General features: G+C 70.7%; 10 protein-coding genes and 2 tRNA genes. 9 read left to right on the top strand and 3 right to left on the bottom strand.

From position 1 onward, the window contains the following. Positions 1-9 precede the first annotated feature (9 nt). Positions 10-765, top strand: a complete 756-nt coding sequence (locus ABZ948_RS31715) for an AIM24 family protein (protein WP_359765334.1) — start codon at positions 10-12, stop codon at positions 763-765. A 134-nt stretch (positions 766-899) separates the two neighbouring features. Here ABZ948_RS31715 and ABZ948_RS31720 read toward each other — a convergent pair whose 3' ends face one another. Beyond that, on the bottom strand, positions 900-1,427 hold the full coding sequence (locus ABZ948_RS31720) for an NUDIX hydrolase (RefSeq protein ID WP_359765336.1): 528 nt from the start codon (positions 1,425-1,427) through the stop codon (positions 900-902). Further along, entirely contained in the window at positions 1,424-2,875 is a 1,452-nt protein-coding gene (locus ABZ948_RS31725; protein ID WP_359765338.1) for a zinc-dependent metalloprotease, read from the bottom strand. Before ABZ948_RS31725 ends, ABZ948_RS31720 begins: the two co-directional genes overlap by 4 nt. A 192-nt stretch (positions 2,876-3,067) precedes the next feature. Here ABZ948_RS31725 and ABZ948_RS31730 point away from each other — a divergent pair, with 192 nt between their 5' ends. From ABZ948_RS31730 to ABZ948_RS31745, 4 genes are all read left to right on the top strand, one after another. Next, positions 3,068-4,189: an SDR family oxidoreductase gene (locus ABZ948_RS31730; RefSeq protein WP_359765340.1), complete on the top strand. Its 1,122-nt coding sequence runs from the start codon at positions 3,068-3,070 to the stop codon at positions 4,187-4,189. A 115-nt stretch (positions 4,190-4,304) separates the two neighbouring features. Next, the gene (locus ABZ948_RS31735) at positions 4,305-4,763 is read left to right on the top strand and encodes a molybdenum cofactor biosynthesis protein MoaE (RefSeq protein WP_359765342.1); all 459 of its coding nucleotides are present in this window, start codon (positions 4,305-4,307) and stop codon (positions 4,761-4,763) included. 171 nt (positions 4,764-4,934) lie between these two features. Continuing rightward, on the top strand, positions 4,935-5,099 hold the full coding sequence (locus tag ABZ948_RS31740) for a hypothetical protein (RefSeq protein ID WP_190049437.1): 165 nt from the start codon (positions 4,935-4,937) through the stop codon (positions 5,097-5,099). Between the two features lie 101 nt (positions 5,100-5,200). Then, positions 5,201-6,292, top strand: a complete 1,092-nt coding sequence (locus ABZ948_RS31745) for a YlbL family protein (protein WP_359765345.1) — start codon at positions 5,201-5,203, stop codon at positions 6,290-6,292. Positions 6,293-6,339: 47 nt separating this feature from the next. Here the strand turns inward: ABZ948_RS31745 and ABZ948_RS31750 are convergent, their stop codons facing one another. Then, complete coding sequence (locus ABZ948_RS31750; protein WP_359765347.1) at positions 6,340-6,882, bottom strand: PPA1309 family protein; 543 nt, start codon at positions 6,880-6,882, stop codon at positions 6,340-6,342. A gap of 163 nt (positions 6,883-7,045) precedes the next feature. Here ABZ948_RS31750 and ABZ948_RS31755 point away from each other — a divergent pair, with 163 nt between their 5' ends. From ABZ948_RS31755 to ABZ948_RS31770, 4 genes are all read left to right on the top strand, one after another. Continuing rightward, positions 7,046-9,985, top strand: coding sequence for a UPF0182 family membrane protein (locus ABZ948_RS31755; protein ID WP_359765351.1), 2,940 nt, complete (start codon positions 7,046-7,048; stop codon positions 9,983-9,985). 57 nt (positions 9,986-10,042) lie between these two features. After that, a tRNA-Met gene (locus tag ABZ948_RS31760) sits at positions 10,043-10,116 on the top strand. 234 nt (positions 10,117-10,350) lie between these two features. Further along, the gene (locus ABZ948_RS31765; RefSeq protein WP_359765349.1) at positions 10,351-12,174 is read left to right on the top strand and encodes a tetratricopeptide repeat protein; all 1,824 of its coding nucleotides are present in this window, start codon (positions 10,351-10,353) and stop codon (positions 12,172-12,174) included. A gap of 220 nt (positions 12,175-12,394) precedes the next feature. After that, positions 12,395-12,468, top strand: a tRNA-Met gene (locus tag ABZ948_RS31770). Positions 12,469-12,486: the final 18 nt, after the last annotated feature.

The raw sequence follows: 12,486 nt of genomic DNA on the forward strand, positions 1-12,486 counted from the left end.
CAGAAAGCCATGCAGAGCCCGATTTTCGCCTACAACGAGCAGCAGACCCAGGAACGCTGGAGCCTGCAGAACAAGCAGATGCTGCGTGTCGCCCTGGAGGGCCACGACGACATCCTGGCCCGCAAGGGCACGATGGTCGCCTACCAGGGGCTCGTCGAGTTCGACGCCGAGTACCAGAGCAACGACCAGGCACGCGCGCGTGCGCACACGGGTGAGGGGCTCGACCTGATGCGCTGCCACGGGCAGGGCACGGTCTACCTCGCCAACCTCAAGCAGCACGTGCACGTCATGGAGGTCGAGCAGGACGGCCTCACCGTCGACAGCAGCTACGTGCTGGCTATGGACTCCTCGCTGCACCACGAGGTCATCGCCGTCGACAGCCTGTACGGCATCTCCGGCTCCGGGAAGTACCAGCTCAACATCACCGGCCGGGGCAAGATCGCCCTGATGACCTCGGGCATGCCGCTGCTGATGCAGGTGACGCCCGACAAGTACGTCAACTGCGACGCCGACGCGATCGTCGCCTGGTCGACGAGCCTGCGCGTGCAGATGCAGGCCCAGACGCACTCCTCGGGGGTGTGGCGCAGGCGCGGCAACACCGGCGAGGGCTGGGAGCTGAGCTTCATGGGCACCGGCTTCGCCCTCGTCCAGCCGAGCGAGCTGCTGCCGCCGCAGAACGCTCAGGTCGGCTCGGGTCTCGCCGCGCAGTACGGCATGGGGCAGCAGGGGGCGCGGGGGCAGAACCAGGGGAACGTCTGGAGCTGAGTGCTCCGCGGTTCGGCCGATCGGGTGAGGGGGTGTGGGGCCCGGTGTCGGCCGCGGGCCGTTCGTGGCCGGCCGCGCAGTTCCCCGCGCCGCCCCTGAGGGGCGACCGCTACGGCGGTCGCCCCTCCACACACTCAGGCAGCGAGCCTCGTGCGGGTCGCCTCCAGGAGCCGGACCACCGACTCGTCGGCCACCTCGGGAACCTCGTCGTAGCCGAACCAGCGCACGTCGAGCGACTCGTCGCTGATCACGTGTGCGGCGTCCGGCGGGGCCACGACCGCGTACTGGACGTCGAAGTGCCAGTGGCACGGCGGCGGGATCGGGTGCCGGTCCAGGCGGACCGGGCCGCCCGGCAGCAGGGACAGCCCCGAGACGCCGGACTCCTCCGTCGCCTCGCGCAGGGCCGCGCCCGCCAGGGACGCGTCGCCCGGCTCGCAGTGGCCGCCCATCTGGAGCCACATCCGCAGCTTGCGGTGCAGGGTCAGCAGCACTCGGCCGCCCTCGGGGTCGATCACCAGGGCGCTGGCCGTGACGTGACCCGCGTGGCAGGCCTTCCAGAGGCCGTCCGGGTGGTCCGCCAGGTGGTCCAGGTAGGCCTGGCGCAGCTCGGGCTGGTCCTCGTACTCCTTCAGCACGAGGACCGCGTCGTCGTACAGGCTCACTCGGCGTCGTCGCCCTTGCTCTTGTCCTCGCCCTCGTCCTTCTTGCGCAGGTCGGGCTTGTCCGCCGCCTCGCCGAGCATCTTGTCCAGCTCGGAGAAGTCGATCTGCTCGCGGTGCACGAAGCCGTCCGGGTCGTCCAGGTCGCTCGCCGTCGGCAGCATGTCCGGGTGGTGCCACAGGGCGTCCCGGCCGTCGACACCGCGCGCGTCCGTGAGCGAGGCCCACAGCCGCGAGGCGTCACGCAGGCGGCGCGGGCGCAGCTCCAGCCCGATCAGCGTGGCGAACGTCTGCTCGGCCGGGCCGCCCGAGGCGCGGCGGCGGCGCAGCGTCTCGCGCAGGGCGTCGGCGGACGACAGGCGGGGCTTCGCGGCGGCGTGCACCACCGCGTCGACCCAGCCCTCGACGAGCGCCAGAGCCGTCTCCAGACGGGCCAGGGCGGCCTTCTGCTCGGGCGTGTCCTCCGGCTGGAACATGCCCTGCTGGAGGGCTTCCTGCAGCTGCTCGGGGTTCTGCGGGTCGAACTGGCCGACCACGTCCTCCAGCTTGGCCGTGTCGACCTTGATCCCGCGCGCGTAGCCGTCGACCGCGCCGAACAGGTGCGAGCGCAGCCACGGCACGTGGGCGAAGAGGCGCTGGTGGGCGGCCTCGCGCAGGGCGAGGTACAGCCGCACCTCCTCCTGGGGGACGCTCAGGTCCTTGCCGAACGTCTCGATGTTCACCGGCAGCAGCGCGGCCTTGCCGGCCGGGCCGAGCGGCAGGCCGATGTCGGACGACCCGACGACCTCACCGGCGAGCACGCCGACGGCCTGTCCGATCTGCGTGCCGAACATGGCACCGCCCATCGAGCGCATCATGCCGATCAGCGGGCCGGCCATGGCCTGCATCTCCTCCGGCAGGACGTCGCCCATGGCGCTGCCCACGCGCTCGGCGACCGGGTCGACGAGCTCCTTCCAGGCGGGCAGGGTCGCCTCGACCCACTCCGCGCGACTCCAGGCCACGGCGGAGCCGGCGCCCGACGGCAGGGACGTGGCGTCGTCGAGCCAGAGGTCGGCCAGGCGGACGGCCTCCTCGACGGCCCGGCGCTCGGCGGGGCCGACGCTCGTGTCCTTGGTGCCGTCAGGGCTGCCCTGGGAGACCGTCTGGCGGGCGATCTGCTTGGCCATGTCCCAGTTCACCGGGCCGCCCTCGTAGGAGAGCATCTGGCCCAGCTGCTGGAACGCGGCGCCCAGGTCGGTGGGGTTCAGCGAACCGAACATGGCTGCGAACGGATTGTCCGCACCGGGGCCGCCGGGTCCGCCGCCAAAGCCGCCGGCTCCAGGCAGGCCGCCGAAACCGAACGGGTTGGCAGGTCCCTGACCACCACCGCTCTGCTGGTCCTTCTTCTTGCCCTCGTCGCCGTCGTCCGGCTCCTCCGGCGGAAGGCCGAATCCGAATGGGGTGTCACTCACGGGATTCCTCGGCTGGTAGGGCCGCCGGTTCTTTCCGGCGGCACGGCTGCCCGACAACACCACCCAGCGTAGACACCTGGGGCGGATCGGGCCTCGGTGCTTCGCCGACTGACGGCCTGCGGCAGGATGGATGCCACCTGGTACGCACGCGTCGCACGCGCTCGTACTGAAGACAACCGCTGGAGACGCCCGGTGAGTTCCCCAGATCCGCAGGTTCGCGCAGCGCGAAACCAGTCAACCAGTTCCGCGAGTCCCGCGGCCCGCGGGCCCGTCGTCGCGGTCACCGGCGCCGCGTACGGCGTCGGCGCGCTGCTCACGGAGCAGCTCGCCGCGTCCGACGAGGTCAGGCAGGTCGTGGCCATCGACGAGCGGCGCGGCGAGTGCGCGGCGGCGCAGTGGCACATCCTGGACGTCCGGGACCCGGCCATCGCGGACAAGCTGCGCGGCGCCGACGTGGTGGTGCACCTGGCACTGGATCTCGACCTCGAGACCGACGCGGCCGCCCGAACGGCCTACAACGTACGGGGGACACAGACCGTCCTGACGGCGGCCGCGGCGGCCGGCGTGCACCGGGTGGTGCTCTGCACCTCGGCGATGGTCTACGGGGCGCTGCCGGACAACGAGCTGCCGCTGTCGGAGGACGCGGAACTGCGCGCCACCGCGGAGGCCACGGGCGTCGGCGACCTGCTGGAGATCGAGCGGCTGGCACGGCGGGCACCGCGGGCCCATCCGGGGCTGAACGTCACCGTGGTGCGGCCGGCCGTCCTGGTGGGCGGTACCGACACGGCCCTGACCAGGTACTTCGAGTCGCCTCGGCTGCTGGTCGTCGCCGGGTCCCGGCCCGCCTGGCAGTTCTGCCACGTCGAGGACCTGTGCGGCGCGCTGGAGTACGCCGTCCTGGAGAAGGTCGACGGGGAACTCGCCGTCGGGTGCGACGGGTGGCTGGAGCAGGAGGAGGTCGAGGAGCTCAGCGGGATCCGCCGGATGGAGCTGCCGTCGGCGGTCGCGCTGGGGGCGGCGGCCCGGCTGCACCGGATCGGTCTCACGCCCTCCCCGGCCGGGGACCTGGCCTACACGATGTACCCCTGGGTGGTGAGCGGGAGCCGGCTGCACGACGCCGGGTGGCGGCCGCGGTACACCAACGAGGAAGTGCTCGCGGAACTCCTGGAGGAGGTCTCCGGGCGGCACACGGTCGCCGGACGGCGCCTGGGCCGCAAGGACGCGACGGCCGCGGGCGCCGCGGGCGCGACGGTGGCGCTGCTGGGCGCGGCGGCGGTGGTGCGCCGGGCCCGGAAGGCCCGGCGGCGGATCTGACGGGCACCTCCGCCGCCTGGCGGGGCACCCCTGTAGGAGACTCCAAACGCGTACGCGCGCGTGCCGGTCGATAGCTCTATTCCGAGCTGTCGGTCCCGTGCGGCACGATGGAGGCATGGCATCCACGAACGATCACCCAGGCGAGCAGGGCGCGCAGGACCCGGTCAAGCTGATCGGGATTCGGGACACGGCCCTCTCCGTGGACGAGGTGTTCCGGGCGGTCGGGGACGACGCGGCCGGCGGCACCGCGCTCTTCGTGGGGACCGTGCGCGACCACGACGGCGGCGCCGACGTGGCGGAGCTCGGCTATTCGTGCCATCCCAGCGCCGAGGCCGAGATGCGGCGGATCGCCGAGAAGGTCGTCGCCGAGTTCCCCGTGCGGGCGCTGGCGGCCGTGCACCGGGTGGGCGACCTGAGGATCGGGGACCTCGCCGTGGTCGTCGCCGTCTCGTGTCCGCATCGCGGCGAGGCCTTCGAGGCCTGCCGGAAGCTCATCGACGACCTGAAGCACGAGGTGCCCATCTGGAAGCACCAGCGGTTCTCCGACGGCACCGAGGAGTGGGTCGGCGCGTAGCGCCGTCGTTGAGGGGTGGTGGCCGGGAGACGGGAGGGCGGGTGGGCGCCTGCTGATCCGGGAGGCTGTCTTCCGGTTGCGTAACCGCACCCCTGGCGTGAGCGTTGTCACTGCGGATGGTTAATCTGCTGATCAGTCAGTTGCGGACGCTCAATGGGGTTGGAGGTCGGCATGGCGGCGCTCGCCTGGTTGCTGATTCCGCTTGTGGCTGCGATCGGCGCGGGCCTCTGGGGCAGTTGGGCCAACCGGACCCGCAAGGTCCGCGGAGACGGCCCCGAGCTCATCGGTTACGCCCGCTTCCGCGAGGCCATGGAGAAGCCCCGGCCGGGTAGCTGACGGACGGGAAACAGCAGGTCACGAAGGCCTGAGCGCGCAGGGCCGCCCCGGACGGGCGGCCCTGACGGTGCGCTGACAGAACCGTCCCGTACTGTCGAGTCATGCCACGCCGCACCGCGACGATGCTCGCCTCCACCCTGATGCTGATCGCGCTTCTGTGCGCGGGAGTGTTCATCCCCGTGCCGTACTCGGAGATGTCCCCGGGGCCGACGGTGAACACGCTCGGCGATCACGACGGCGAGCCGGTGCTGCAGATCGCGGGACGCAAGACGTATGCCACCAGTGGCCACCTGAACATGACCACGGTCCGGGTCACCAGCGCCGACTACCGCATGAACCTGGTGGAGGCCGTCTACGGCTGGCTCGCGCACGACAACAAGGTCGTGCCGCACGAGACGCTCTACCCGGACGGCAAGACCGAGGAGCAGTCCACCCAGGAGAACGCCGAGGAGTTCAGCCAGTCCCAGGAGAGCGCCAAGGTCGCCGCCCTGAAGGAACTCGACGTGCCGGTGAAGTCATGGGTGATCGTCTCGACGGTCGTCAAGGGCTCCCCGGCCGAGGGCAGGCTGCACGCGGGTGACGTGATCGAGGCCGTGGACGGCACGGTGGTCAAGGAGCCGGCCGACGTCGCGAAGCTGGTCACCAAGCACAAGCCCGGCCAGGACGTGCGCTTCACGATCGTGCCCGCCAAGGAGCAGGCCGCCGCGGAGAAGGAGAAGCGGACGCCGACGAAGACGCAGGACATCACCATCACGACCACGACGTCCGACGACGCGGGTGAGAAGCGCGCCATCGTCGGGATCTCCGCCGGGACCGACCACACGTTCCCCTTCACCATCGACATCAAGCTGGCCGATGTCGGCGGTCCGAGCGCCGGTCTGATGTTCGCGCTCGGCATCTACGACAAGCTCACGCCGGGCAGCCTGACCGGGGGCAGGTTCGTGGCCGGCACCGGCACGATCGACGACGAGGGCAAGGTCGGCCCGATCGGCGGCATCGAGATGAAGACCGTCGGCGCGCGGGCCAAGGGCGCCCAGTACTTCCTGACGCCCGCCGACAACTGCGCGGCCGCCGCCAAGGACACCCCCGAGGGCCTCACTCTCGTCAAGGTGGACACCATCCAGGACGCCCTCGGCGCCCTGAAGGACATCCGCGGCGGCGACACCGCGGACCTCCCGCGGTGCGGTAAGTAGCGAAGAGGGCGGAAAGGCCCGGCGGACCGGGCCCCACGGCCCGGCCTCTACTCCTCGAACGTCGCCGCCAGCGCCTCCGCCAGGCCCGGGACCAGGTCGGAGCCGGTCAGGACCTCAGTCGGGGAGTCCTTCTCGCGCAGGCGCAGGGCCGACTCGCGGGCACCCTCGCGCAGGACCGCGACCGTCATGCGCACCTCCTGGCGGTCCGGGTGCTCGGCCACCCACTTCGTCAGCGCCGCCTCGCTCAGATCCTTCGGGACCTGCGCCTCCGCGGACGGCGGCAGCATCAGGCGCTCGACGGCGAGGGCGCAGCCGACCACCGCGTCGGGCCAGGCGATGGTGGCGAGGAACTCGTCGAGCGGCTTGCCCGTTGGAATTTCGTCCTGCTCGATCGGGGTGAGGCCGGTGCTTTCCGGTTCGTCCCCCAGACCGAGCCGGTCGGCGAGCGAGGGCTGTTCGGCCCGCAGCCGTGCGGTGTCGACGAGGGCGAAGAGACGGGCCGGCTGGTCCCAGCCGAGGCCGGAGACGTACTCGTCGATCTCGAGCACGGCCCGGGTGAGCGGGTTCGCAGCCATGGGAGTGTTGGACATGGTCACAATCCTGCCTCGTTCCCGGCCGGAATCGGGAACCGAGTAAACGGTGAGTAAGTTGCATAGGTGGGGGCCCACGATCACGAGGGCCACGTACGGTCCGTGAAGACGCGGGCCTGACGAATCGACAGCGAACTTCGAGGTGCGCACCTTGGCTTTCCAGATGCCGGACCGCGGCGGAGGCCCGACAGGGCCGCGGATCAGAGTGGGCCGCCCGTCCCGGCGTGTCCGGACCCTGCTCATGACGCTGGGCGTCCTGGCCGTCCTCGGCATGGCGTTCACCATGTTCGCGGGCTTTTGGACGGACTGGCTCTGGTACCGGTCGGTGAAGTACTCCTCGGTCTTCACCACGACCCTGTGGACCAAGATCGGGCTCTTCTTCGTCTTCGGCCTGCTCATGGCCCTGGCGGTCGGGCTCAACATCTGGCTGGCGCACCGGCTGCGGCCGCCGCTGAGCGCCATGTCGATGGAGCAGCAGAACCTCGACCGCTACCGGATGGGCATCGCGCCCTACAAGAAGTGGCTGCTGTTCGGGATCACGGCCCTGGTCGGCCTGATCGCCGGCGCCTCCGCGTCCGGCCAGTGGCGGACGTGGCTGATGTGGATCAACGGCGTGTCCTTCGGCCAGAAGGATCCCCAGTTCCAGCTGGACGTCTCGTTCTACGCCTTCGACCTGCCCTGGTACCGGTTCCTGCTCGGCTTCGGCTTCGCCGCCACGATCCTGTCCGTGATCGCCGCCGCGCTCACCCACTACCTGTACGGCGGACTGCGCGTCACCAGCCCCGGTGCTCGCGCCACGGCGGCGGCCACCGGGCACCTGTCGGTGCTCATCGGCGTCTTCGTCGCCCTGAAGGCGGTCGCCTACTGGCTCGACCGGTACGGACTCGCGGTGAAGTCCAGCGACTTCCGGGCGACCGACAACTGGACGGGTCTGAGGTACGTCGACGCCAACGCCTACCTGCCGGCCAAGACGATCCTGTTCTGCATCGCCGTCATCTGCGCGCTGCTGTTCTTCGCCACCCTGTGGCGGCGCACCTGGCAGCTGCCCGTGATCGGCTTCGGCCTGATGGTCCTCTCGGCGATCCTCATCGGCGGCCTCTACCCGGCGATCGTGCAGAAGTTCCAGGTCCAGCCGAACGAGCAGGCCAAGGAAGCGCCGTACGTCGAGAAGAACCTCGAGGCGACGCGCAAGGCCTACGGCATCGACGGCACCAAGGTCACCGACTACTCCGGCACGAGCAAGACGGAGGACAAGACCACGCTCCGCGATGACGTCGACTCCACGGCGAGCATCCGGATCATGGACCCGAACATCGTCTCGCCGACGTTCCAGCAGCTCCAGCAGATCAGGAACTACTACGCGTTCCCGAACAACCTGGACGTCGACCGCTACGCCAAGGACGGCAAGGACCAGGACACGGTCATCGGCCTGCGCGAGCTGAACCTCGCGGGCATCCCGAAGAAGAACTGGATCAACAACCACTTCCGTTACACGCACGGATACGGAGTGGTCGCCGCCGAGGGCACCAGCGCCGACGCCCAGGGCCGTCCGAACTTCACGGAGTCCGACCTGCCCTCCGAGGGCGACCTCGGCACGTACGAGCAGCGGGTCTACTACGGCGAGAAGACCACCACGTACTCGATCGTCGGCGGTCCCCAGAAGGAGATCGACTACTCCGACGACAACGGCGAGAAGACCACCAGCTACAAGGGCGACAGCGGGGTCAACCTCTCCAACCCGGTGAACCGGGCGGCGTACGCGGTGGCGTTCGGCGAACCGCAGATCCTGTACTCCGGCGCCATCGGCGACGGTTCGCGGATCCTGTACAACCGCACGCCCAAGGAGCGCGTCGAGGCGGTCGCCCCCTGGCTGACCATCGACGGCGACGCCTACCCGGCGGTCGTGGACGGCCGGATCCAGTGGATCGTCGACGCGTACACGACGACGAACGGCTACCCGTACTCCTCGCGCACGACCCTCGGTGACACCACGGCCGACTCGCTGACCGCCACCAACGACAGCCGCGCGGTGGTGGCCCAGCAGAACCAGGTCAACTACATCCGCAACTCGGTGAAGGCGACCGTCGACGCGTACACGGGCGAGGTCAAGCTCTTCCAGTGGGACACCAAGGACCCGGTCCTGAAGACCTGGATGAAGGCCTTCCCGAACACGGTGGAGCCCAAGAGCGACATCTCCAAGTCGCTGATGGACCACCTGCGCTACCCCCAGGACCTGTTCAAGGTCCAGCGGGAGCTGCTCACGCGCTACCACGTGAAGGACGCCACGACGTTCCTCAGCGGCAGCGAGGTGTGGCAGGTGCCGGACGACCCGACGAACCGCTCGGGCAACGCGGTGCCGCCGTACTACCTGAGCATGAGGATGCCCGACCAGAAGGCACAGGCGTTCTCGCTGACGACGACCTTCACGCCCAACGGCCGGGACAACCTCAGCGCGTTCATGGCGGTCGACGCCGAGGCGGGCACCAGTGACTACGGCAAGATCAGAATCCTGAAGCTGCCGACGAACACGACGGTCAACGGACCCAAGCAGGTCCAGAGCCAGTTCAACTCCCAAGAGGACATCGCCGAGTCCATCAGGCTCCTGAGAGGCGGCGACTCCGAAGTGGAGTACGGCAACCTGCTGACGGTGCCGCTCGACGGAGGACTGCTGTACGTGGAGCCGGTCTACGTACGCGGTGGTGGACTGAAGTACCCGCTGCTGCGCAAGGTGCTGGTCACCTACGGAGGCCAGACCGCCTTCGAGAACACGCTCGAGGAGGCCCTCAACAAGGTCTTCGGAGCGGAGGGCGCCACCCCGGAGCCGCCGGACGAGGGCGACACGACGACACCGCCGCCGACGTCCGAGGACCCGACGGTCAAGCAGGCCCTGGAAGACGCCCAGAAGGCGTTCGACGCGGGCCAGGAGGCCCTGAAGAAGAACGACTGGGAGGCGTACGGCCGGGCGCAGGAGGACCTCGAGGACGCCCTGCGGCGGGCCGAGGAGGCGCAGGCCGCCGCGGACCGGGCCGACGCTGCCGGGGGCGGCGAGAGCAAGCCCGGCGCCAGTCCGAGCGGCAGCCCCAGCCCGAAGCCGAGCAGTTAGCGCCTGGCCTGGTCAAACGGCCCACCCCGCGCCGTGATACGGTTGTGAACACAACGGCGCGGGGTGGAGCAGCTCGGTAGCTCGCTGGGCTCATAACCCAGAGGTCGCAGGTTCAAATCCTGTCCCCGCTACTGAAGTCGCGATGTCCGAGTGACGCAGCGGCCACGAAGGCCCGGATTCCACAAAGGAATCCGGGCCTTCGTGATGTGTGAACGGATGTGCTGGTGCGAGCTGCGGCCGTGCCGACCGGGGGAGTTGGGCAGTCTGTGTTTGACTTGTCTCTCTGTGGGCATGTCGACAAAACGCTGTAGTGACCTCACTGGCTGCGGTATACCAGGTGTACCCAGGTTGCAGGTGGTGCGACGATGGACGTTATGGGGGACAAGGCAACTCTGTTCGAGACAGGGCGTTTTGTGCAGCCTTCCAGCCGGGAGGACACCGACACCCCGGACGACGCCGGGGAACTCGCCGACGAGGCGGCCGAAGAGCTGCGTCAGCGGCTCGCCGCGGAGGCCGGCGATGTCGAGGCGATGAGTGTTCTCGGGGCCATGCTGCTGCGCCGTGGTGATCTCGACAGTGCCGAGCCCCATCTGCGTGCCGCCACCGCGGCGGGTGACCGGGCCGCCGCCAACAACTTGGGCGTCCTCCTCCACCAGCGGGGTTACGCCGACGAGGCCGCCGGTTGGTGGCGGATCGCCGCCGTGGCCGGATCCGCGGCCGCCGCGCACGCCCTCGGACGGCACCACCGCGAGCGCGGTGACGAACCCGCCGCCGAGTACTGGCTGCGCCAGTCCGCCGAACAGGGCCACACGCTGGGCGCGTACGCCCTCGCCGACCTGCTGGAGCACCGCGGTGACGCCGCGGCCGAGCAATGGATGCGCGTCGCGGCCGAACGCGGGCACCGGGAGGCCGCGTACCGGCTGGCGCGGGCACTGGACCGCAGGGCGGCGCGGGAAACCGACGGTGACAACGGTGTCCAGGTGCCCGACGAGGTCGAGCAGTGGTACCGGCAGGCCGCCGCGCGCGGCCACCGGCGGGCCGCGCTGCACCTCGGGACCATCCTGGAGCGGCGCGGCGAGCTCAAGGAGGCCGGCCGCTGGTATCTGACGTCCGCCAAGGACGGCGAGCCGCGGGCCGCCTGCGCACTCGGTTTCCTGCTGCGCGACGCGGGCGACACGGAGAACGCCGCCGTGTGGTGGCTGCGGGCCGCGCAGGACGGCGACGGCAACGCGGCGAACGCGCTCGGCGCGCTGCACGCCGAGCGGGGCGAGACCCAGACCGCCGAGCGGTGGTACCGGGCCGCGATGGACGCGGGCGATGAGAACGGCGCCTACAACCTCGGGCTGCTCTGCGCCGAGCAGGGGCGCACCGCGCAGGCCGAGCAGTGGTACCGGCGCGCGGCCTACGCCGGGCACCGGGAGGCCGCGAACGCGCTGGCGATCCTGCTGCTGCGGGCCGGGGACGAGACGGGCGCGGAGCCGTGGTTCTCCAAGGCCGCCGAGGCCGGAAGCGTCGACGCCGCCTTCAACCTGGGCATCCTGCACGCCGGGCGCGGCGAGGAGAAGGCCGCGCTGCGCTGGTACGAGCGGGCCGCGGCCGCCGGGCACACGGAGGCGGCGCTCCAGGTCGGCATGGCGCGGCTGCGGGACGGCGACGAGCAGGAGGCCGAGCGGCACCTGCGGTGTGCGGCCGGAGGCGGGAGCGCGGAGGCCGCGTACAGGCTGGCGACCGTGCTCGACGCGCGCAGACCGCCGGAGCCGGCGCATGAGCTCGGGGAGCCGGTGCACCGGCGGAGCGAGTGCGAGGAGTGGTACGAGCGTGCCGCCTCGCAGGGGCACCGCCGGGCCCAGGTGCGGGTCGGCATGCTGGCCGCGGCCCGGGGGGACGTCGTCGAGGCGGCCCGGTGGTACCGGGAGGCGGCCGAGGCCGGGTCCCGCAACGGGGCGTTCAATCTCGGGCTGCTGCTGGCCCGGGAGGGGAGCGAGCCCGAGGCGGCGGTGTGGTGGACGCGGGCGGCCGACGCGGGGCACGGGCGGGCGGCGTTGCGGCTGGCCCTGGTCTACGCGCGTCGGGGTGAGCTGGCGGAAGGGCAGCGGTGGGCCGATCGGGCGGTGTCGCTGGGACCGGCGTCCGTGACTGAGCGGGCGGCGCGGTTGCGCGATGCGCTGAGGCAGGAGCTGTCGGCGTAGAACCCGCTCGGCAGAGCCGGCGTGGCGATGCGCGGCTCGGCGTGATGAGGTGCCGCCGCTCCCACCTGTGCCGCCCCAAGCGGCACGACTGCCCGCAGCCGGGGTAGCCGGGGCAGCCGGGGCATCGGGGGTAGCCAGGGCAGCCGAAGCGCCTGCTGGCGGCGTCTCACCAATCGATTTGCATCCGTCCTCTCCGTTGACGTAACGTTGCATTCACCGACGCGGGGTGGAGCAGCTCGGTAGCTCGCTGGGCTCATAACCCAGAGGTCGCAGGTTCAAATCCTGTCCCCGCTACTGAAGGCCGAGGGCCGG

This window comes from Streptomyces olindensis, assembly GCF_040645895.1.
In the GTDB taxonomy this organism is placed as follows: Bacteria; Actinomycetota; Actinomycetes; order Streptomycetales; family Streptomycetaceae; genus Streptomyces; species Streptomyces olindensis.